We start from the raw sequence: 21742 nt of genomic DNA on the forward strand, positions 1-21742 counted from the left end.
TACCATCGGCGGCATGAGCACCACCGACGCCATCACGCAGGTAACCGTCAAGACTCCGGACCGGATGCAGGAGCTGGGCCGCCGGCTCGCCGGCCTGCTGCGCCCGGGTGACCTGGTGCTGCTGAGCGGCGAGCTCGGCGCCGGGAAGACGACGCTGACCCGGGGCCTGGGCGAGGGCCTGGGCGTACGCGGCGCCGTCACCTCGCCGACCTTCGTCATTGCCCGGGTGCACCCCTCCCTGCACGCCGGCCCGCCGCTGGTGCACGTCGACGCGTACCGGCTCGGCGGCGGCCTGGACGAGATGGAGGACCTGGACCTCGACGTCTCGCTGCCGGAGTCGGTGGTGGTCGTGGAGTGGGGCGAGGGCAAGGTCGAGGAGCTGTCCGAGGACCGGCTGCACGTGGTCATCGCGCGCGCCGTGGGCGCGGAGGCGGCCGTGAGCGACGCCGAGGACGACGTCCGCGAGGTCACCGTCACCGGCGTGGGCGAGCGCTGGGCGGGCTGCGACCTGAGCCTGCTGCAGGAGATCTGACGGGAGAGACGCCGGGGCCGACCGGGCGAGGCCTGCCCGGTCCGGGGTGTCCGTAGTTTCCGACAAGCCGTCGGGAAGATGTTGCGTCGGCGGTGCCGGGCGTGGTCACATGGAGGTAGAGAGCCGGTTAGGTCTACCTAACCATGCCCGCTCGCCCCAGGATTCCCGGGAGGCATCCATGTCGGCCCACCAGTCCCTCGCCGCGGCGGCCCGCCGCGACGACAGCGAACCGTCTCCGTTCCGGCGCGAGGACGGCCCCCGGCCGACGATGAACGAGCTCCTGGCGTCCTGTGCGGCCGCCAACGCGGTCTCCACGCCCCCGGAAGCCCCGGCCACCGAGGTACCGACCGCCACGGAGGCCCGCCCCGAGCCCGGGACCGAGCCCGGGACCGAGGGCGCTCACCTGCCGAGCAGCGGCCGCGACGCCGCGTAAGGCAGTACACAGAGGGCAGCGACCACGCGCGCCCCATGAGCTGTCCACCTGCCGCCGCGACGGCGCGTAGCCCGTACGAGTGATTCGTAAGCCCGCGTCCGTGCGCTGCGCCGTACGGGTGCGGGCAGCTGTGTGCGGGCTACGGAACGACGACGACCTTCTTGCCGATCGTCGCGAACTTCCACATCGCCGCGCCGTCGGCCCGCTTCTCGCGGATGCCGCCCGTCTTCTGCTTCTGCTGCGTGCCCGGCTGCGGCATCGAGCCGTCGACCGCCGCACTGAAGCCGACCACGACGTTGTCGACCGTCGCGAACCGCACGACGTTCTCGATCGGAATTCCGTCGGAACCGGTCACGCTCGCGGAGCGCGTGGTCACCGTGTAAGCCCCCGGCGCCGGGCTGACCGCGCTCGGCACGACCTCGTACGTCCGCAGGACCTGCTCCTTCGGGCCGACCAGCCACACCCGCCGGGCGTCCAGCGCGTACACCACCCGCTGGCCCGTGCCGGAGTGCGCCGGTACCGCGGTCTCCCGCCGCTGCTTGTCCTTCGCCGAGTCCTTGGGCGCCGGGTGCCCCGACGGCGCGGGCGAGGCCACCGCGCCGCCCTTGGCCGAGCGGACCGGCTCCAGCGTGCCGGTGGCGTCCGCCGACGCCTGGAAGGCCAGGAAGCCGACCCCGGCCAGCGCGGCCACAGTGAGAGCCGTCACGATCGAGCTGCTCCTAGCGGCCACCGCCGTGCCACCTTTCCGTACGGTCCGTACGCGTCAGAAGTCCGAAGTCCCCGCACGCAGCGTACCGGCGAGCGCGGTACCCGGCAGGGCGGTGTCCGCCGCGCCGTAGTCTTGAGGGCGTGCTGCTGCTTGCCCTTGACACCGCGACCCCCGCCGTTTCCGCCGCCCTGCTCAGTTGCGACCCCGCCCCGGAGGGCGGCCCGGCCGCTCCCCGTGTGCTCGCCGAAGCGCGCGAGGTGGACGCGCGCCGCCACGGCGAACTGCTGCTGCCCGCCGTCGACCGCGTGCTCGGCGAGGCCGGCGTGAAGCTCGACGCGGTCACGGACATCGTCGTCGGCGTCGGCCCCGGCCCGTACACGGGCCTGCGCGTCGGCCTGGTCACCGCCGCCACCTTCGGCGCCGCCCTGGACGTGCCGGTGCACGGCCTGTGCACGCTGGACGGCCTCGCGTACGCCTCCGGGATCGAGGAGCCGTTCGTGGTCGCCACGGACGCGCGCCGCAAGGAGGTCTACTGGGCCCGGTACGGGGACTTCCGTACGCGGGAGACCGAGCCCGCCGTCGACCGCCCGGCCGACATCGCCGAGCAGGTCGCCGGGGTACCGGCCGTGGGCGCGGGCGCGATCCTGTACGCCGACACGTTCGACGGCGTACGGACGGACGGGCCCGAGTACCAGTCGGCGGCCGCCCTCGGCACGCTCGCCGCCGAGAAGCTGGCCCGCGGCGAGACGCTGCTGCCGCCGCGGCCGCTGTACCTGCGCCGCCCCGACGCCCAGGTGCCCGCCAACTACAAGGTGGTCACCCCCAAGTGACCGCCCACGCCGACCAGCCCGCCGGCCGGCCCGGGACCACGCCCCCGGGCGCGCCGGCCGCCACGCTGCGCGAGATGCGCTGGTGGGACATCGAGCCGGTGCTGGCGCTGGAAGAGGAACTGTTCCCCGAGGACGCCTGGTCCCGGGGCATGTTCTGGTCCGAGCTGGCACACGCGCGCGGGCCCGGCGCCAACCGGCACTACACCGTCGCCGAGCAGGACGGCCGGCTCGTCGGCTACGGCGGCCTCGCCGCCGTGGACGGCACCGGCGACGTCCAGACCATCGCCACCGCGCGCGACCAGTGGGGCTCCGGGCTCGGCGGCCGGCTGCTGACCGACCTGCTCACCGCCGCCCACACCTTCGAGTGCCACGAAGTGCTCCTCGAAGTACGCGTCGACAACCACCGGGCCCAGCGGCTGTACGAACGCTTCGGCTTCGAGCCCATCGGCTTCCGCCGCGGCTACTACCAGCCGGGCAACGTCGACGCCCTGGTCATGCGCTACACCACCGAATCCCTCGTACAAGGAACACCGATCAATGGCTGACGAACCGCTCGTCCTCGGCATCGAGACCTCCTGCGACGAAACCGGTGTCGGCATCGTCCGCGGCCACACCCTCCTGGCCGACGCCATCGCCTCCAGCGTCGACGAACACGCCCGCTTCGGCGGCGTCGTCCCCGAGGTCGCCTCCCGCGCGCACTTGGAGGCCATGGTCCCCACGATCCAGCGCGCCCTGAAGGAGGCCGGCGTCGCCGCCTCCGACCTGGACGGCATCGCGGTCACGGCCGGTCCCGGCCTCGCCGGCGCCCTCCTCGTCGGTACCTCGGCGGCCAAGGCGTACGCGTACGCCCTCGGCAAGCCGCTGTACGGCGTCAACCACCTCGCCTCGCACATCTGCGTCGACCAGCTCGAACACGGCGCGCTGCCCGAGCCGACGATGGCCCTGCTGGTCTCCGGCGGCCACTCCTCGCTGCTGCTCGCGCCGGACATCACCTCCGACGTGCGGCCGCTGGGCTCGACGATCGACGACGCGGCGGGCGAGGCGTTCGACAAGGTCGCCCGGGTGCTGAACCTCGGCTTCCCCGGCGGCCCGGTCATCGACCGGATGGCCCGCGAGGGCGACCCGGAGGCGATCGCGTTCCCGCGCGGCCTGACCGGCTCCCGTGACCCGAAGTACGACTTCTCCTTCTCCGGTCTGAAGACCGCCGTGGCCCGCTGGATCGAGGCCAAGCGGGCAGCGGGCGAGGAGGTGCCGGTGGCGGACGTCTCCGCGTCCTTCCAGGAGGCCGTCGTGGACGTCCTCACCCGGAAGGCCGTGCGGGCCTGCAAGGACCACGGCGTGGACCACCTGATGATCGGCGGCGGCGTCGCGGCCAACTCCCGGCTGCGCGCGATGGCCGAGCGGCGGTGCGAGGACGCGGGCATCACGCTCCGCGTGCCGCGCCCGAAGCTGTGCACGGACAACGGCGCGATGGTCGCGGCCCTCGGCGCCGAGATGGTCGCCCGGAACCGCCCGCACTCCGCCTGGGAGCTGTCCGCCGACTCCTCCCTCCCGGTCACCGAGCCGCACGTCCCGGCCCCGGGCCACGAGCACCGGCACGGCGTACCGCACAGCCACGCCCGCCACGGTCACGGCCACGATCACGTGCACGAGGTCAGCAAGGACAACCTGTACTCGTGACCAGCCTGTACTCGTGATCAGCCGTCGACGGGCTTCGCGGGCCGCCCGACGAGCATCGTCGGGGCGCCCGCGACGCGGGTGAGGAGGACCGTGGCGGAGTTCGGGCCGCGGAGTTTCACCTTGCGGCGGATCTCCTCCGGTTCGACGGCGGAGCCGCGCTTCTTGACCGTCAACACGCCGATCTCGCGTTCACGAAGGAGTGCCTTGAGCTTCTTCAGGTTGAAGGGCAGCTCGTCGGTGATCTCGTAGGCGGCGGCGTACGGGGTGGGGCGCAGCTCGTCGGCGGTGATGTACGCGATGGTCTCGTCGATCAGTCCGCCGGCCAGCTCGGCCGCGACCTCCGCGACCAGGTGCGCGCGGATGACGGCGCCGTCCGGCTCGTAGAGGTAGCGGCCCACCGGGCGCACGGGCGGGTCGGGGAGCGGTTCCGTGGTGCTGAGCGCGGCACCCGAAGGCAGCAGGGTCGCCCGCATCGCGCCGGGCTCCGTGCCGAACCAGAGCACGGCCTCCTTCACGTCGCCGCCGTCCGAGATCCACTCCGCGGCGGTGTCCTCGGGGATCGCCTCGTGCGGGATGCCGGGGGCGATCTTCAGCGCGGCGTGCGGGGCCTTGCGGGCCGCCTCGACCGCCCAGGAGAGGGGCGGGGAGTACGCCTCGGGGTCGAAGATCCTGCCGCGGCCCCCTCTGCGCGCCGGATCCACGAAGACCGCGTCGTACGAGGTCGTGTCGGTCTCCGTGACGTCCTCGCAGCGCACCTCGATGAGGTCCGCGAGCCCCAGCGCCTCGGCATTCGCGCGGGCCACCTCCGCCGTCAGCGGGTCGCGGTCCACCGCCAGGACGCGGATGCCCGCCCGGGCGTACGCGATCGCGTCGCCGCCGATGCCGCAGCACAGGTCGGCGACGGACCGTACGCCGAGCGCGGCCAGCCGCGCGGCGCGGTGGACGGCGACGGAGCGGCGGGTGGACTGCTCGACGCCGTTCGGGGTGAAGAACATCCGGTACGCGTCCTCGGCACCGAACTTCGCGACCGCCCGCTGCCGCAGCCGGGCCTGCCCGAGGGCCGCGGAGACCAGCTCGGCCGGGTGCTCGCGGCGCAGCCGGGTGGCGGTGGCGAGTTCCTGGGCGGGGTCGTGGTCGCGGAGGCCGGCCAGCAGCGCCCGGCCCTCGGCGGTGAGCAGCGCGGAGAAGGAGTCGAGAGGGTTCACCCGGCCCATTCTGGGGCAGGTCACGGAACTGCCGACCGGACAGGTCGCGGATCTCTTTCGAAGCCACGTTGGCACTCCGCTTGACCGAGTGCTAACCGCGTCATAGTCTCGGCGCTGGCACTCACCACTGGAGAGTGCCAAACACAGCGACGGGCAGGTCCGGCACCCGCGACGACGGATCCACCTGGTCGCCACCTCAGACAGTTAACCCCGTGAGATCTCCGAAGGGGGAGGTCGGATCGTGACGACCGCCAGCTCCAAGGTTGCCATCAAGCCGCTCGAGGACCGCATTGTGGTCCAGCCGCTCGACGCCGAGCAGACCACGGCTTCGGGCCTGGTCATTCCGGACACCGCCAAGGAGAAGCCCCAGGAGGGCGTCGTCCTGGCCGTGGGCCCGGGCCGCTTCGAGGACGGTAACCGTCTTCCGCTCGACGTTTCCGTCGGCGACGTCGTGCTCTACAGCAAGTACGGCGGCACCGAGGTGAAGTACAACGGCGAGGAGTACCTCGTCCTCTCGGCCCGCGACGTTCTCGCGATCGTCGAGAAGTAAGCCGGGACCTGGGTTTTCCCAGGCCGCTTCACCCCAGCTGTTCTGATCTGCGCCCCTGGTTCCCGCGTCTCACCACCCGGGGCAGGGGCGCATTTCGTTGAGAGTACGACTAAGGACACGTAACTCATGGCGAAGATTCTGAAGTTCGACGAGGACGCCCGTCGCGCCCTCGAGCGCGGCGTCAACAAGCTTGCCGACACGGTCAAGGTGACGATCGGCCCCAAGGGCCGCAACGTCGTCATCGACAAGAAGTTCGGCGCCCCGACCATCACCAACGACGGTGTCACCATCGCCCGCGAGGTCGAGGTCGACGACCCGTACGAGAACCTCGGCGCCCAGCTGGTGAAGGAGGTGGCGACCAAGACCAACGACATCGCTGGTGACGGCACCACCACCGCCACCGTCCTGGCCCAGGCGCTGGTCCGCGAGGGCCTGCGCAACGTCGCCGCCGGTGCCTCCCCGGCCGCCCTGAAGAAGGGCATCGACGCCGCCGTCAAGGCCGTGTCCGACGACCTCCTCGCGATCGCCAGCCCGATCGACTCCAAGGAGGACATCGCCGCCGTGGCCGGCCTGTCCGCCCAGGACAAGCAGGTCGGCGAGCTCATCGCCGAGGCGATGGACAAGGTCGGCAAGGACGGTGTCATCACCGTCGAGGAGTCCAACACCTTCGGCCTGGAGCTCGACTTCACCGAGGGCATGGCCTTCGACAAGGGCTACCTCTCCCCGTACATGGTCACCGACCAGGAGCGGATGGAGGCCGTCCTCGAGGACCCGTACATCCTGATCCACCAGGGCAAGATCGGCTCGATCCAGGACCTGCTCCCGCTGCTGGAGAAGGTCATCCAGGCCGGTGGCTCCAAGCCGCTGCTGATCATCGCCGAGGACGTCGAGGGCGAGGCCCTGTCGACCCTGGTCGTGAACAAGATCCGCGGCACCTTCAACGCCGTCGCCGTGAAGGCCCCCGGCTTCGGTGACCGCCGCAAGGCGATGCTCGGCGACATGGCCACCCTCACCGGTGCGACCGTCATCGCCGAGGAGGTCGGCCTCAAGCTCGACCAGGCCGGTCTGGACGTGCTGGGCACCGCCCGCCGCGTGACCGTCACCAAGGACGACACCACCATCGTCGACGGTGGCGGCAACTCCGAGGACGTGCAGGGCCGCGTCAACCAGATCAAGGCCGAGATCGAGTCCACCGACTCGGACTGGGACCGCGAGAAGCTCCAGGAGCGCCTCGCCAAGCTCGCCGGTGGCGTCTGCGTCATCCGCGTGGGTGCGGCCACCGAGGTCGAGCTCAAGGAGAAGAAGCACCGTCTGGAGGACGCCATCTCCGCGACCCGCGCCGCGGTCGAGGAGGGCATCGTCTCCGGTGGTGGCTCCGCTCTGGTCCACGCCGTCAAGGTGCTCGAGGGCAACCTCGGCAAGGAGGGCGACGAGGCCACCGGTGTCGCCGTCGTCCGCCGCGCCGCCGTCGAGCCGCTGCGCTGGATCGCCGAGAACGCCGGTCTCGAGGGCTACGTCATCACCTCCAAGGTCGCCGAGCTCGACAAGGGCCAGGGCTTCAACGCCGCGACCGGCGAGTACGGCGACCTGGTGAAGGCCGGCGTCATCGACCCGGTCAAGGTCACCCGCTCCGCCCTGGAGAACGCCGCCTCCATCGCCTCCCTGCTCCTCACGACCGAGACCCTGGTCGTCGAGAAGCCGGCGGAGGAAGAGGCCGAGGCCGGTCACGGCCACGGCCACAGCCACTAGTGCGGCTAAACCGCCGCCGCTCTCGCGGACCTGGTTGCGCGCCGCGGGGGTAACTCAAGCGGTGGTTGCGGTACGAATGGGCCCGGTGTCTCTCAGGAGATGCCGGGCCCGTCGTTTTTCGATTGCGCGCGGGCTACTGCGGCCCGTACTTGCGCCCCGTCCGGGACGTGACGCCGCCCAGGAGGTTGCGCGGGGCGAGCTTCACGACGCCCATCAGGGCCTTGTAGCGCGGGTCGGGGATGGACAGGGAACGGCCGCGGGCCAGGTCCTTCATCGCGGCGTCCACCAGATTGTCCGCGTCCAGCCACATCCAGCCGGGGATGTTGTCCGTACCCATCCCGGCCCGTTCGTGGAACTCGGTACGGACGAAGCCCGGGCACAGGGCCATCAGCCGCACCCCGCTCCCCGCCAGGTCACGCGCCGCGCCCTGGGTGAACTGCACGACCCACGCCTTGCTCGCGCCGTACGTACCGCGCGGCACGAAGGCCGCGACCGAGGCGACATTGACCACGCCGCCGCGCCGCCGCTCGCGCATCCCCTTCACCGCCGCCGAGGTCAGCCGCAGTACCGCCTCGCAGTGCACCTTCAGCATGGTCAGCTCGTCGGCCATGGGTACTTCGAGGAACTCGCCCTTGTTGCCGAAGCCCGCGTTGTTGACCAGCAGGTCCACCGGGTTCCTGGCGTCCGAGAGCCGTTCCTCGACGGCCGCGATGCCCTCCTCCGTCGCCAGATCGGCGACCAGTACACCGGCCTCGATGCCGTGCCGGTCGTGCAGCTCGGCCGCGTGCTCGCGCAGCTTCTCCTCGTTACGGGCCACCAGCACCAGGTTGTGTCCGTCGGCCGCCAGCCGGCGCGCGAACGCCGCCCCGATCCCTGCCGTCGCTCCCGTGACCAATGCAGTCGTCATAAGAGAACGCTATCGGCATGGCGAACTGCTCACATCCGGCCCACTGATGGTGGGATTCGCGCCGAATGTTCCGGCGGTTTTCGCCGTCACAGCCGTCGTTATGGCGGGACGGCGCGGCAAAGCGGCGAGTGAATTATCCGAGCTCGCCCCAAGTGGTGCTTATGCTTAAGACATGATCGAGGCCCGTCATCTCCGCGTGCTGCGCGCCGTCGCGCGGACCGGTTCCTTCTCCGCCGCCGCCCGTGAGCTCGGTTGTACCCAGCCCGCCGTCTCCCAGCAGATGAAGGCGCTCGAACAGTCGGCGGGCACGCCGCTGATCATCCGGGCCGGCCGCGAGATGCGGCTCACCCAGGCCGGTCAGGCCCTCGTACGGCACGCCGCAGGAATCCTCGCCGGACTCACCGCCGCCGAGGAGGAGGTCGCGGCGATCGCCGGGCTGCGCGCCGGGCGGGTCCGGCTGGTGTCCTTCCCCTCGGGCAGCTCCACGCTGGTGCCGACCGCGCTGGCCGCGATGCGGGCCGCGTACCCCGGTACGGAGGTCTCGCTGGACGAGGCGGAGCCGCCGCGCTCCATCGAGATGCTGCGCGGCGGCGACTGCGAGATCGCGCTGGCCTTCCGGTACCCGGAGGTGCCGGGCGCCGACCCGGCAGCCGAGTCCGAGTGGGACGACCTCGTCGTACGCCCGGTGCTGAGCGACCGGCTGGTGGGGCTGGTGCCCGAGGAGCACCGGCTCGCCGACGAAGCGAGTGCGGGCTTCGCCGAGCTGGCGAAGGAGCCGTGGATCGCGGGCTGCCCGCGCTGCCGCCGCCACCTGGTCACGGTGTGCGAGCGCGCCGGTTTCACGCCGCGCATCGACTTCGCCACCGACGACTACCCGGCGGTGATCGGGCTGGTGGGCGCGGGGCTGGGCGTCGCCGCGCTCCCGGAGCTGGCGCTCGCCTCGGTACGGCCCAAGGGGGCGCGCACGATCCGGCTGGAGCCGGTCGTGCAGCGCGAGATCGTGGCGCTCACGCTGCCGGACCTGGCACAGGTCCCGGCGGTGGCGGCCATGCTCGACCAGCTGGCGGCCGCGGGCCGCCGCTGAACTTCACCGGTACCGCTCTCCCGGGGCGGTACCGGCCGCCGTACTGGCGGGGGGGGGGGCGGGGGAGCAGCGGCGGGGAAAAAACACATCTCTTACCAGGCGGTGCCGGGCCCGGCCCATCAGCTCTTCCCGCTCGTCCTCGGTCAGTCCTCCCCAGACGCCGTACGGTTCGCGGACGGCAAGGGCGTGGGCGGCGCATTCGGCGCGTACAGGGCAGCGCATGCAGACCTCTTTTGCGGACGTCTCACGCGCGCTGCGGGCCGCGCCGCGTTCGCCCTCGGGGTGGAAGAAGAGCGAACTGTCCACGCCGCGGCAGGCGGCGAGCAGCTGCCAGTCCCAGAGGTCCGCGTTCGGGCCCGGAAGGCGGGAGAAATCTGCCATTGCTAGTCCCCTCGAAGCGTGGCGGTACGGGCTCCTGTTCAAGACCGTACATCTACCGTCTAAGCAGATGTAAATATGACTCATCTCGAATCTTGCCCCAGATAACTAGCAAACGGAAGAAAAGCCACCAAACAGGGCATAGAGCCCCCGCGAAAAGAAGTGGAGCGGCAGGGGGCGCGGGTCTTGCTGCTGCGTGTCCGGCCCCTCACATAGAGTGTCGAAAACGGCTCCTCAGCCCGTAACTCTTTCGGGTGACCGTCGTTGAGAGTGCGGAAGCGGTTGACAGAGGGACTCCCCGGGCAGGTGTCCGAGGCCGTCAATCGCACAGGTGACGATACGTACCAGCCTGGAGGCACAACGTGACGCGCATCAGCTGCGGAGGACGGCCATGACTTCCGTCCTCGTCTGCGACGACTCCCCGCTTGCCCGAGAGGCGCTCCGTCGGGCGGTTGCGACCGTCCCCGGTGTCGAGCGCGTGACGACCGCGGCCAACGGCGAGGAAGTCCTCCGCCGCTGGGGTGCCGATCGCTCGGACCTGATTCTGATGGACGTACGGATGCCCGGCCTCGGCGGCGTCGAGACCGTGCGCCGGCTGCTGTCCGCCGACCCGGGCGCCCGGATCATCATGCTCACCGTCGCCGAGGACCTCGACGGGGTGGCGCTCGCCGTCGCCGCCGGCGCCCGCGGCTATCTGCACAAGGACGCCTCGCGCGCCGAGCTGCGCGCGACGGTCACCCAGGCGCTCGCCGACCCGACCTGGCGCCTCGCCCCGCGCCGGCTGCGGTCCGCCGAGATGGGCGCCGCGCCGACGCTCACCGCGCGTGAGATCCAGGTGCTGGAAGGCATGAGCCACGGCCGCTCGAACGCCGAGATCGGGCGCGAGCTCTTCCTCTCCGAGGACACGGTCAAGACGCACGCCCGGCGTCTCTTCAAGAAGCTCGGCGCCTCCGACCGCGCACACGCGGTGGCACTCGGCTTCCGCTGGGGCTTGGTCCGCTGAGCAGTTGGTCGCGAGAGCGCAGCGGGGCCGCGATGCGCGCCCTCCCCTTGGGGTGGCGCGTGCCACGGCCCCGTTGTGCCGACGTCCGGCGCCGAAACCTCACGCTATGCCGCATGCTTGAGGTGTGACTCCTCCCCGGCTCCAAGGGCCGGGGCTTCTCACTCGGCCAGAAGAGACCTCATGACGGACATGCCCTGCCCGGTGCCCCACGGCGCCGAAGAACGCCATGGGCGACGTCTCGGGTCCGGCATGGGCAACACCCGAAAGGGGGAGGCGTGGGACGTGAGTGCTGGCACACCGACGCATAACACTTCGGTGCACAACTACGGGGGCGATGCCGCGAACCGCGCGGCACCAAGGCACCATGGACCGATGCGCGAGGACGGGACCCAGGAGATCGGCGGGCTCGTCGCACGTGCCGTCGAGGGGGACCGGCAGGCCACGCACGACCTCCTCGCGCATGTGCACCCGCTCGCACTGCGCTACTGCCGTACGCGGCTGTCGCGGCTGCCGGGTGACGCTCGCCACTTCGTCGAGGACCTCGCGCAGGAGGTCTGCGTGGCGGTGCTCTGCGCGCTGCCGCGGTACCGGGACACCGGCAAGCCGTTCGAGGCGTTCGTCTTCGCCATCGCCGGGCACAAGGTCGCCGACCTGCAGCGGGCCGCCATGCGCGGTCCCGGCAGTACGGCCGTGCCCTCGGACGAGATGCCGGAGCAGCCGGACGACTCGCTCGGACCCGAGGAGCGGGCGCTGCTCAGCAGTGACGCCGAGTGGGCCAAGAAGCTGCTGGCCAGCCTGCCGGAGAACCAACGGGAGCTGGTGCTGCTGCGGGTCGCGGTCGGGCTGACGGCGGAGGAGACCGGGCAGATGCTGGGGATGTCGCCGGGGGCGGTGCGCGTTGCGCAGCATCGGGCGCTGAGCCGGCTGCGGGCGCTCGCCGAGCAGTAGCCGTCGCCCCCTCCCGCAGCGGAAGGGGGCGGGCTGCCGCGCCCTGTATCAGTACGGGGCGGCGCCGTCCGTGTGAACGCACAAAGAATGCGGGTGATCTTGCTCGTGGAATGGGACACCGGCCATTCCCGTTAGCATGGACATCCGCACTGATCAAGGCCATTGGGAAGGTGTCATGACCAACGTCGACGGAGTCCCCGGAAAATTCGCGACACTCGGGCTGACCTACGACGATGTGCTCCTCCTGCCGGGCGCCTCGGACATGGCGCCCGACCAGATCGACACCTCCTCGTACATCTCGAAGAACGTCCGGGTGAACGTTCCGCTGCTGTCCGCGGCGATGGACAAGGTCACCGAGGCCCGGATGGCCATCGCCATGGCCCGCCAGGGCGGCGTCGGCGTTCTGCACCGCAACCTCTCCATCGAGGACCAGGCCAACCAGGTCGACCTCGTCAAGCGCTCCGAGTCCGGCATGGTCACGGACCCGATCACGGTGCACCCGGACGCGACCCTGGCCGAGGCCGACGAGCTGTGCGCGCGCTTCCGTATCAGCGGTGTCCCGGTGACCGACGCGGCGGGCAAGCTGCTCGGCATCGTCACCAACCGCGACATGGCCTTCGAGACCGACCGCGGCCGTCAGGTCCGTGACGTCATGACCCCGATGCCGCTGGTCACGGGCAAGGTCGGGATCTCCGGCGTGGACGCCATGGAGCTGCTCCGCCGCCACAAGATCGAGAAGCTGCCGCTGGTCGACGACTCGGGCGTCCTCAAGGGCCTCATCACGGTCAAGGACTTCGTCAAGGCCGAGCAGTACCCGAACGCCGCCAAGGACTCCGAGGGCCGGCTGCTGGTCGGCGCGGCCGTGGGCGTCGCGGGCGACGCGTACGAGCGGGCCCAGGCGCTGATCGAGTCCGGCGTGGACTTCATCGTCGTGGACACCGCGCACGGCCACTCCCGGCTGGTCGGCGAGATGGTCGCCAAGATCAAGTCGAACTCCTCCGTCGACGTCGTCGGCGGCAACATCGCCACCCGCGACGGCGCGCAGGCGCTGATCGACGCCGGCGTGGACGGCATCAAGGTCGGTGTCGGCCCCGGCTCCATCTGCACCACCCGCGTCGTCGCCGGCATCGGCGTCCCGCAGGTCACCGCGATCTACGAGGCGTCGCTCGCGGCCAAGGCGGCGGGCGTCCCGGTCATCGGCGACGGTGGCCTCCAGTACTCCGGTGACATCGCGAAGGCCCTGGTCGCGGGCGCCGACACGGTCATGCTCGGCTCCCTCCTCGCCGGCTGCGAGGAGTCCCCGGGCGAGCTGATGTTCATCAACGGCAAGCAGTTCAAGTCGTACCGCGGCATGGGTTCGCTCGGCGCGATGCAGACCCGCGGCGACCGCAAGTCCTTCTCCAAGGACCGGTACTTCCAGGAGGGCGTCGCCTCCGACGAGAAGCTGGTGCCCGAGGGCATCGAGGGCCAGGTGCCCTACCGCGGCCCGCTCTCCTCGGTCGTCCACCAGCTCGCCGGCGGACTGCGCCAGTCGATGTTCTACGTCGGCGGCCGGACGGTCCCGGAGCTGCAGGAGAGGGGCCGGTTCGTCCGGATCACCTCGGCGGGCCTGAAGGAGAGCCACCCGCACGACATTCAGATGACGGTCGAGGCGCCGAACTACAACGCCCGCTGAGCGGGTAGCCACGGCTCCAGGACCACGGTTCGGGGGTGCCCGCGGACGTCCGTCCGCGGGCACCCGCATGTCGGGGATACTGGAACGGCAGACAAAGAGGAAAGGCCACACAGTGACTGAGATCGAGATCGGGCGCGGCAAGCGCGGCCGCCGGGCGTACGCCTTCGACGACATCGCCGTCGTACCGAGTCGGCGGACCCGCGACCCGAAGGAGGTCTCGATCGCCTGGCAGATCGACGCCTACCGTTTCGAGCTGCCGTTCCTGGCCGCCCCGATGGACTCCGTCGTCTCGCCGCAGACCGCCATCCGCATCGGTGAGCTGGGCGGCCTGGGCGTGCTCAACCTCGAGGGCCTGTGGACCCGGTACGAGGACCCGGAGCCGCTGCTCGCGGAGATCGCCGAGCTGGACGAGGCCACCGCGACCCGCCGCCTGCAGGAGATCTACGCGGCCCCGATCAAGGAAGAGCTGATCGGCCAGCGCATCAAGGAGGTGCGCGACTCCGGCGTGGTCACCGCCGCCGCGCTCTCCCCGCAGCGCACCGCCCAGTTCTCCAAGGCCGTCGTGGACGCGGGCGTGGACATCTTCGTGATCCGCGGCACCACCGTCTCCGCCGAGCACGTCTCCTCCGCCGCCGAGCCGCTGAACCTCAAGCAGTTCATCTACGAGCTCGACGTCCCGGTCATCGTCGGCGGCTGCGCGACCTACACCGCGGCCCTGCACCTGATGCGTACCGGCGCGGCCGGCGTGCTGGTGGGCTTCGGCGGCGGCGCCGCGCACACCACCCGTAACGTCCTGGGCATCCAGGTCCCGATGGCCACCGCCGTCGCGGACGTCGCGGCCGCGCGCCGTGACTACATGGACGAGTCCGGCGGCCGGTACGTCCACGTCATCGCCGACGGCGGCGTGGGCTGGTCCGGCGACCTGCCCAAGGCCATCGCCTGCGGCGCGGACGCCGTGATGATGGGCTCCCCGCTGGCCCGCGCCACCGACGCGCCCGGCCGCGGCCACCACTGGGGCATGGAGGCCGTCCACGAGGACGTGCCGCGCGGCAAGCGCATGGACCTCGGCACGGTCGGCACGACCGAGGAGGTCCTGCACGGCCCGTCGCACACCACGGACGGTTCGATGAACTTCTTCGGCGCGCTGCGCCGCGCGATGGCCACGACCGGCTACTCCGACCTGAAGGAGTTCCAGCGGGTCGAGGTGACCGTTCGCGCCTGATCACCGGTTTTTGGTGTGCAAGGGGCCCTGCCGGCGCGGCGGGGCCCCTTCGCGTTACAGGCGGTGGGCCGCGCCCGTCGGGGTCGCGCCGCGGGTGTCCAGCAGCAGCTGGGCCTTCACCGCCAGGCCCTGGAGGTCGTACGTGCGGTGGTGCTGGAGGAGCAGCGTGAGGTCGGCGGCGGAGGCGGCCTCGTACAGGGAGTCCGCGCGCGGGACCGGGCGGCCCAGGACCTGCCACTGGGGGACGTACGGATCGTGGTACGTCAGATGGGCGCCCAGCTCCAGGAGGCGGGAGGCGATCTCGCGGGCCGGTGAGCCCTCCTCGTCGCCGATGTCCGGCTTGTACGTCACGCCCAGCAGCAGCACGCGTGCGCCGCGCGCCGATTTGCCGTGCTCGTTCAGGAGGGTGGCGCAGCGCTGGATGACGTACCGGGGCATCCGGCCGTTGACCTCCTGGGCGAGCTCGACCATGCGGAGCGGGTAGCCGGGGGTGCGGCCCTTGTGCGCGAGGCAGTTGGGGTCGATGGGGGCGGCGTGGCCGCCGACGCCGGGGCCGGGGCGGAACGCCTGGAAGCCGAAGGGCTTGGTCTCGGCGCAGCGGATGACGTCCCAGAGGTCCACGCCGATGTCGTGGCAGAGGACGGCCATCTCGTTCATCAGGGCGATGTTGACGTGCCGGTAGTTGGTCTCCAGGAGCCCGGCGGTCTCCGCTTCTTTGGGGCCGCGGGCGCGGACGACCTTGTCGGTGAGCCGGCCGTAGAAGGCGGCGGCCGCTTCGGTGCAGGCGGGGGTGAGGCCGCCGATGACCTTCGGGGTGTTGGCGTGGCCGTAGCGGCGGTTGCCGGGATCGTACCGGGCGGGGGAACAGGCGAGGTGGAAGTCGCGTCCCGCGGTGAGACCGGAGCCCGCTTCCAGGAGCGGCCGGAGGAATTCCTCGGTGGTCCCGGGGTACCCCGTGGACTCCAGGATCACCGTGGTGTGGGGGCGCAGATGTGCGGCGAGGGTGCGGGCGGCCTCGGCCACCGCGCGCAGGTCCAGGGCGCGGTCCTCGCCGAGCGGGGTGGGGGCGCAGATGACGGCCGTACGGACCCGGCCGAGCACTGCCGGGTCGGTGGTGGTGCGGAAGCCGGCGGTGAGCAGCCGGCGCACTTCGGTGGGGGAGAGCGGGCCGTCGGCGCCGAGGCCGGCGGCGGTGTGCGGTCCGGGGGTGTAGCCGAGGGTGCCGAGGCCGGCGGCGACGGCGGCCTGGGCGAGGGGGAGGCCGATGTGGCCGAGTCCGATGACGGCGAGGTCTGCGGGCATTCTGGCCGTCCTTCCCGAGCGATTCCAGGTAGCGCATAAGTAGACTAAGCCGACATTTGACCCAGAATGGGGATTGGCGGATCAAGGGTGTGGAGTGGCGTCTTCCCGACCGGTAAGCGTGCGGAGGGTGGCTGGCCCGGCCGCCTGCGGACAGAATCAACAACGGGGTGTGGCACCGATCACAGCACCGACCGAAGCGGGAGGCAGTGGTGAGGACAGCGACACTGGGACCGGCCGAGCGCGCCGGAGCACTGGCACGGATGGCGGAACGCGAGCTGGACGTGCTGGTCATCGGCGGCGGCGTCGTCGGCGCCGGCACTGCACTGGACGCGGTGACGCGCGGACTGTCCACGGGCCTGGTCGAGGCGCGGGACTGGGCCTCGGGCACGTCATCGCGCTCCAGCAAGCTGATCCACGGAGGGCTGCGCTATCTGGAGATGCTGGACTTCGCGCTCGTACGGGAAGCGCTGAAGGAACGCGGGCTGCTGCTGGAGCGGATCGCGCCGCATCTGGTGAAGCCGGTGCCCTTCCTCTATCCGCTCCAGCACAAGGGCTGGGAGCGCTGGTACGCAGGCACGGGCGTGGCGATGTACGACGCGATGTCGCTCTCCTCGGGGCACGGCCGCGGGCTGCCGGCCCACCGGCATCTCACCCGTTCGCGCGCGCTGCGTGTCGCGCCGTGCCTGAAGAAGGACGCACTGGTCGGCGCGTTGCAGTACTACGACGCCCAGATGGACGACGCGCGGTACGTCGCCACCATCGTGCGCACCGCCGCCGCCTACGGCGCGTCCGTCGCCAACCGTGCCCGCGTGATCGGCTTTCTGCGCGAGGGCGAGCGAGTGGTCGGCGCCCGCGTGCAGGACGTGGAGGCCGGTGGCGAGTACGAGGTGCGCGCCCGGCAGATCGTCAACGCCACGGGCGTGTGGACCGACGACACTCAGGGGCTGATCAACGAGCGCGGCCAGTTCCACGTCCGCGCCTCCAAGGGCATCCATCTGGTCGTACCGAAGGACCGCATCCACTCCTCCACCGGGCTGATCCTGCGCACGGAGAAGAGCGTGCTGTTCGTCATCCCCTGGGGACGGCACTGGATCATCGGCACCACCGACACCGACTGGGACCTGGACAAGGCGCACCCCGCCGCCTCCAGCGCCGACATCGACTACCTCCTCGAACACGTCAACTCCGTGCTCTCCACCCCGCTGACCAGGGACGACGTGGAAGGTGTGTACGCGGGTCTGCGGCCGCTGCTGGCGGGGGAGTCGGACGCGACGAGCAAGCTGTCGCGCGAGCACACCGTCGCGCACCCGGTGCCGGGCCTGGTCGTGGTCGCGGGCGGCAAGTACACGACGTACCGGGTCATGGCCAAGGACGCGGTGGACGAGGCGGTGCACGGGCTGGACCAGCGGGTCGCGGACTGTGTGACCGAGGACGTGCCGCTGGTGGGCGCGGAGGGCTACAAAGCGCTGTGGAACGCGCGGGCGCACATCGCGGCGCGCACCGGCCTGCACGTCGCCCGGATAGAGCATCTGCTGAACCGCTACGGCGCGCTGGCGGAGGAAGTACTGGAGCTGATCACCGACGACCCGTCACTCGGCGCCCCGCTGGCGGCCGCCGACGACTATCTGCGCGCCGAGGTCGTCTACGCCTGCACCCACGAGGGCGCCCGCCATCTGGACGACGTGCTGACCCGGCGCACCCGGATCTCCATCGAGACCTTCGACCGGGGCACCCGCAGCGCCCGTGAGGTCGCCGAGCTGATGGCGCCCGCGCTGGGCTGGGACCAGGACCAGGTCGACCGGGAGATCGAGCACTACGAGAAGCGGGTCGAGGCCGAACGGGAGTCCCAGCGGCAGCCGGACGACCTGACGGCGGACGCGGCGCGGCTGGGGGCGCCGGACATCGTGTCGCGGTAGCGGTAGCGGTGGGGGCGTACGCCGGTACGCGCGGCGTTACGCCCCCGGAGACTCCGGAGCCTCCGGGGCTCCCGGGCAGAACTCCGCCGTCAGCAGGGCGTGTATCCGCCGGTGCGCGTCCGGCTGGTCCGTGTTCAGCCGCAGCGTCAGCACGTGCCGGCCGTCCTCCGTGGCCGCGGTCTGCGCGTACGAGCCGTTGATGTCGCCGTCGTGCCCCCATACCGTCACGCCGCACGACAGCCGCGTCCCGTAGAGACCCAGCCCGTACACCCCGTTCGTGTCCTTTTCGTCCTGCATTTGGGCGAGCTGACGGGGCGGCAGCAGCCGGCCGCCGAGCAGCGCCGCGAAGAAACGGTTCAGGTCGCCGAGCGTCGTGACCAGCTCGCCCGCCGCGCCCGCCCGGCTGGGGTCGAGCGTCGTACTGTCCACGCGCTCCTCGCCCACCTGCGAGTATCCGCGCCCGTACGGCCGCGGCAGCCGCGGGTCGGTCCCCGGGAAGGACGTCCCCGACAGCCCCAGCGGCGCGATGATCCGGCGCCCGGCCTCCTCGGCGTACGAGTGCCCGGTCACCGCCTCGATGATCTGCCCCAGTACGAGGTAGTTGGTGTTGGAGTACGCGTACCGGGTGCCGGGCGCGTTCTCGGCCGGATGGGCCAGCGCCGTCAGCAGCAGCTCTTCGGAGGTGTAGGTGTCGTACCGATGGGCGGTGAAGCCGGCGCCGTGCAGCTCCCGCGACAGCTCCGGATCGGCGGTGTAGTTGTACAGGCCGCTGGTGTGGTCCAGCAGTTCGCGGACGGTGACCGCGCGCGGATCCGTGCGGCCGGGGGCGAGGTCCGGCAGCAGTCCGCCGACGGTGTCGTCCAGGGAGAGCCGGTGCTCGGCGGTCAGCTGCAGCACGACCGTGGCGATGAAGGTCTTGGTGAGGCTGCCGGCGCGGAAGTGGTCGGCGGGCGTGATGGGCCGGTCGGTCCGCAGGTCGGCCACGCCCGCCGCGGTGAACCGCGAGGCGTACGCCCGGCCGTCACGGGTCGTCAGTGCCGCGGCCCCCGGCGCGTCCCCGTCGGCCAGCGCGCGCACCGCCCGAGCGGTCGCGGGCTTCGGTGCGTGCGCCGTGCCCTTCGGGGCGCCGGGATTGCGCGGCGTACTCGGGGTGCGGGGCGGCGTGTGCCGGTCGGACGGCGAGGGTCGCGCATCGGGGCGCGGCGTACGGGCCCTGGGCGGCGGCGTGCCCGTACTGGAGTCCGGCGCACCTGTGGCGGAGCGGCGCGCGCCGGGCGCATCCGCCGCCGCGGAGTGCGCCGGAGCGCGGTCATGGGCGGCGCATCCGGCCGTGAGCAGCACGCAGAAGGCAGCCGCCAGCGCCGCCGCACGGCTAAAATTCACGGATCGCAAGGTCAATCGGGACTCCCGGTCGTCGGGCCCATCATGACGGGTGCCCAGCGCGTACTCCTCCTGGCCCCGGGCCTTCCCCGCCGCCACGGATGAGGGAGAATGAAGGCTCTGCCAGGGTGGGTTGTCCGAGTTGGGGCAGTTTGGTGTTGTGGTTGCCAACTCGGCTGGATTGCAGAGGGGATTCAGTGGGCGACGAGGACGCCAAGGACGGCGAGACGGGCAGGCTGCTCGCCGGCCGTTACCGGCTGGGCGATGTCCTCGGCCGGGGCGGGATGGGCACGGTCTGGCGGGCACGGGACGAGGTCCTGGGCCGCACGGTCGCGGTCAAGGAACTGCGCTTCCCGGGCGGGGTCGAGGAGGACGAGAAGCGCCGCCTGATCACCCGTACGCTGCGCGAGGCGAAGGCGATCGCCAGGATCCGCAACCACGGCGCGGTCACGGTCTACGACGTGGTCGACGAGGACGACCGCCCGTGGATCGTCATGGAGCTGGTCGAGGGCCGCTCGCTCGCCGAGGTCATCCGCGACGACGGCGCGCTCACCCCGCGCCGCGCCGCCGAGGTCGGTCTCGCCGTCCTGGACGTGCTGTGCGCCGCGCACCGTGAGGGCATCCTGCACCGCGACGTGAAGCCGTCCAACGTCCTGATCGCCGACGACGGCCGGGTGGTGCTCACGGACTTCGGCATCGCCCAGGTCGAGGGCGACCCCTCGGTCACCTCCACCGGCATGCTCGTCGGCGCGCCCTCGTACATCTCGCCCGAGCGCGCCCGGGGCCAGAAGCCGGGCCCGCCGTCCGACCTGTGGTCGCTGGGCGGCCTGCTGTACGCCTGTGTCGAGGGCGTGCCCCCGTACGACAAGGGCTCCGCGATCGCCACCCTGACCGCGGTGATGACCGAGCCCGTGGACCCGCCCAAGAGCGCCGGCGGCCTCGAAGAGGTCATCTACGGGCTGCTGGTGAAGGACCCGGCGGGGCGGCTGAGCGACGAGGCCGCCCGCGCGCTGCTGACGGCCGCGGTCAACGCGCCCGAGGACACCGGCGCCGAGCCGGCCGAGAAGCCCGCCGAGGCCACCCGCATGATGGCGCTGCCTGCGCTGCCGCCGAAGCCCGCGCCGCCGCCAAGACCCTCCGCCGCCACCGCCGGGGCGGCCGCCGAGCCGGCCAGGGAGCGGATGCGCGGCGCCCTGAAGTCCGTACGCAACGCCGCGGCGGCCGCCTCGGCCGCCCGCTCCGCGCCGAAGCCGGGCGGCACGCCCGCGTCCGGCCAGGCGGTGTCGGGCACGACGCGGGCCTCGCTGACGGACGTCGTGCCGAAGCGCACGCTCATCATCGTCGCGGTGGTCGCCGTCCTCGCGGTCCTCGGTACGGTGCTGGCCTTCGCGCTGACCACCGGGGACGACACCCCGGGCAAGGGCACGGCCCAGCAGGCCAAGCCGAGCGCCGACGCGGCCCCCGCGTCCGACGAACCGCAGGGCGAGCGCAACGCGAGCCCGCAGCCCGGCGAGGGGACGCAGGCCGAGCAGTCGAGCGCGCCGTCCGAGGACGACGCGAGCGACGACAAGAACGACGAGGGCGACGAGAAGAAGAGCGACGACAAGGGCGGCGACGCTCTCCCGGACGGCTTCAAGAAGATCTCCAACGGCCGGTTCCACTTCACAATGGCGATGCCGGAGGGCTGGAAGCAGACCGGCACGGCGGGCCAGAACTCGGGCGGCATCTACAGCGCCTCCGGGGGCTTCCCGCGCATTCAGGTCGACTTCAATGCCAAGCCGTCCGACGACGCCGCCGCGGCCTGGCGCGGCCTGGAGCCCGCGGTGCGCGGCAGCAGCTCCGGCTACCACCTCCTCGGCATCAAGAAGGCCGACTGGCGGGACTACCCGACCGTCGCCGACTGGTCGTTCACCCGTGAGCAGCGCGGCCAGAAGGTGCGCGTACTGAACCGCGGCTTCAAGGTCGACGGTGACCACGGTTACGCGATAATGATCACCTGCAAGGCGGGGACCTGGTCGGACAAGGAGTGCCGACAGCTCCGGGAGACGGCGTTCCGCACGTTTGCGGTGAAGGACTGACGGTCTTTGGGGAGCGTCGGCCTACGGAGCAGTGGGCTGATTCCGGCACCCGAGTAACTGCTGTCCCCCGCGTCCGTATGAGGGACTGATCATTCCGCCCGCCCCGGTGGCAGAAAGCCGCCGGGGCGGGCGGTTGCTGTTGCGCCGAGCGGTCCCCAGGC

General features: G+C 71.6%; 20 protein-coding genes. 14 read left to right on the top strand and 6 right to left on the bottom strand.

Features of this window, described 5'->3' with window-relative positions; genetic code table 11:
* Positions 1-13: 13 nt before the first annotated feature.
* Both tsaE and IF04_RS36055 read left to right on the top strand, forming a co-directional pair.
* On the top strand, positions 14-532 hold the full coding sequence (gene tsaE / locus IF04_RS0126355) for a tRNA (adenosine(37)-N6)-threonylcarbamoyltransferase complex ATPase subunit type 1 TsaE (RefSeq protein ID WP_030262925.1): 519 nt from the start codon (positions 14-16) through the stop codon (positions 530-532).
* A gap of 178 nt (positions 533-710) precedes the next feature.
* On the top strand, positions 711-965 hold the full coding sequence (locus tag IF04_RS36055; RefSeq protein WP_037960729.1) for a hypothetical protein: 255 nt from the start codon (positions 711-713) through the stop codon (positions 963-965).
* A 139-nt stretch (positions 966-1104) separates the two neighbouring features.
* Here IF04_RS36055 and IF04_RS0126365 read toward each other — a convergent pair whose 3' ends face one another.
* Positions 1105-1695, bottom strand: a complete 591-nt coding sequence (locus tag IF04_RS0126365) for a hypothetical protein (RefSeq protein WP_030262930.1) — start codon at positions 1693-1695, stop codon at positions 1105-1107.
* Positions 1696-1814: 119 nt separating this feature from the next.
* Here IF04_RS0126365 and tsaB point away from each other — a divergent pair, with 119 nt between their 5' ends.
* The 3 genes from tsaB (at position 1815) to tsaD (ending at position 4184) form a co-directional block, all read left to right on the top strand.
* Positions 1815-2504 carry a tRNA (adenosine(37)-N6)-threonylcarbamoyltransferase complex dimerization subunit type 1 TsaB gene (gene tsaB / locus IF04_RS0126370; protein WP_030262935.1) on the top strand — a complete coding sequence of 230 codons (690 nt, stop codon included), beginning with the start codon at positions 1815-1817 and terminating at the stop codon, positions 2502-2504.
* Between the two features lie 74 nt (positions 2505-2578).
* Complete coding sequence (gene rimI / locus IF04_RS0126375; protein ID WP_037960759.1) at positions 2579-3049, top strand: ribosomal protein S18-alanine N-acetyltransferase; 471 nt, start codon at positions 2579-2581, stop codon at positions 3047-3049.
* Complete coding sequence (tsaD, locus tag IF04_RS0126380) at positions 3042-4184, top strand: tRNA (adenosine(37)-N6)-threonylcarbamoyltransferase complex transferase subunit TsaD (protein WP_030262943.1); 1143 nt, start codon at positions 3042-3044, stop codon at positions 4182-4184. Before rimI ends, tsaD begins: the two co-directional genes overlap by 8 nt.
* 17 nt (positions 4185-4201) lie before the next feature.
* Here tsaD and IF04_RS0126385 read toward each other — a convergent pair whose 3' ends face one another.
* A complete protein-coding gene (locus tag IF04_RS0126385) occupies positions 4202-5398 on the bottom strand; it encodes a THUMP-like domain-containing protein (protein ID WP_030262946.1) in 1197 nt (398 codons plus the stop codon).
* 232 nt (positions 5399-5630) lie between these two features.
* Between IF04_RS0126385 and groES the strand changes: the two genes are divergently transcribed.
* Entirely contained in the window at positions 5631-5939 is a 309-nt protein-coding gene (groES, locus tag IF04_RS0126390) for a co-chaperone GroES (RefSeq protein ID WP_019329594.1), read from the top strand.
* Between the two features lie 126 nt (positions 5940-6065).
* Entirely contained in the window at positions 6066-7688 is a 1623-nt protein-coding gene (gene groL / locus IF04_RS0126395; RefSeq protein WP_030262952.1) for a chaperonin GroEL, read from the top strand.
* A 133-nt stretch (positions 7689-7821) separates the two neighbouring features.
* Here the strand turns inward: groL and IF04_RS0126400 are convergent, their stop codons facing one another.
* A complete protein-coding gene (locus tag IF04_RS0126400) occupies positions 7822-8595 on the bottom strand; it encodes an SDR family NAD(P)-dependent oxidoreductase (RefSeq protein WP_030262955.1) in 774 nt (257 codons plus the stop codon).
* A 172-nt stretch (positions 8596-8767) separates the two neighbouring features.
* Between IF04_RS0126400 and IF04_RS0126405 the strand changes: the two genes are divergently transcribed.
* Positions 8768-9679, top strand: coding sequence for a LysR family transcriptional regulator (locus IF04_RS0126405; RefSeq protein ID WP_030262958.1), 912 nt, complete (start codon positions 8768-8770; stop codon positions 9677-9679).
* A gap of 3 nt (positions 9680-9682) precedes the next feature.
* Here the strand turns inward: IF04_RS0126405 and IF04_RS0126410 are convergent, their stop codons facing one another.
* Entirely contained in the window at positions 9683-10060 is a 378-nt protein-coding gene (locus tag IF04_RS0126410; protein WP_078600805.1) for a WhiB family transcriptional regulator, read from the bottom strand.
* 388 nt (positions 10061-10448) lie between these two features.
* Between IF04_RS0126410 and IF04_RS0126415 the strand changes: the two genes are divergently transcribed.
* The 4 genes from IF04_RS0126415 to IF04_RS0126430 all read left to right on the top strand — a co-directional run bounded on the left by IF04_RS0126415 (position 10449) and on the right by IF04_RS0126430 (position 14905).
* Positions 10449-11060, top strand: coding sequence for a response regulator transcription factor (locus IF04_RS0126415; protein WP_003948568.1), 612 nt, complete (start codon positions 10449-10451; stop codon positions 11058-11060).
* A 372-nt stretch (positions 11061-11432) separates the two neighbouring features.
* Positions 11433-12008: a sigma-70 family RNA polymerase sigma factor gene (locus IF04_RS0126420; RefSeq protein WP_030262963.1), complete on the top strand. Its 576-nt coding sequence runs from the start codon at positions 11433-11435 to the stop codon at positions 12006-12008.
* Between the two features lie 175 nt (positions 12009-12183).
* A complete protein-coding gene (gene guaB / locus IF04_RS0126425; RefSeq protein ID WP_030262966.1) occupies positions 12184-13683 on the top strand; it encodes an IMP dehydrogenase in 1500 nt (499 codons plus the stop codon).
* 112 nt (positions 13684-13795) lie between these two features.
* The gene (locus IF04_RS0126430) at positions 13796-14905 is read left to right on the top strand and encodes a GuaB3 family IMP dehydrogenase-related protein (RefSeq protein WP_030262970.1); all 1110 of its coding nucleotides are present in this window, start codon (positions 13796-13798) and stop codon (positions 14903-14905) included.
* A 54-nt stretch (positions 14906-14959) separates the two neighbouring features.
* Here the strand turns inward: IF04_RS0126430 and IF04_RS0126435 are convergent, their stop codons facing one another.
* Positions 14960-16207, bottom strand: coding sequence for a nucleotide sugar dehydrogenase (locus IF04_RS0126435; protein WP_030262973.1), 1248 nt, complete (start codon positions 16205-16207; stop codon positions 14960-14962).
* Between the two features lie 209 nt (positions 16208-16416).
* Between IF04_RS0126435 and IF04_RS0126440 the strand changes: the two genes are divergently transcribed.
* The gene (locus IF04_RS0126440; protein WP_030262976.1) at positions 16417-18123 is read left to right on the top strand and encodes a glycerol-3-phosphate dehydrogenase/oxidase; all 1707 of its coding nucleotides are present in this window, start codon (positions 16417-16419) and stop codon (positions 18121-18123) included.
* A 36-nt stretch (positions 18124-18159) separates the two neighbouring features.
* Here IF04_RS0126440 and IF04_RS0126445 read toward each other — a convergent pair whose 3' ends face one another.
* Positions 18160-19506, bottom strand: coding sequence for a serine hydrolase domain-containing protein (locus IF04_RS0126445; protein ID WP_245654513.1), 1347 nt, complete (start codon positions 19504-19506; stop codon positions 18160-18162).
* 194 nt (positions 19507-19700) lie between these two features.
* On the opposite strand from IF04_RS0126445, the gene IF04_RS0126450 reads away from it, so the two are divergent.
* Positions 19701-21581, top strand: a complete 1881-nt coding sequence (locus IF04_RS0126450; RefSeq protein WP_030262981.1) for a serine/threonine-protein kinase — start codon at positions 19701-19703, stop codon at positions 21579-21581.
* Positions 21582-21742 lie beyond the last annotated feature (161 nt).

It is taken from the genome of Streptomyces violens, from assembly GCF_000717745.1.
Taxonomy (GTDB): domain Bacteria; phylum Actinomycetota; class Actinomycetes; order Streptomycetales; family Streptomycetaceae; genus Streptomyces; species Streptomyces violens.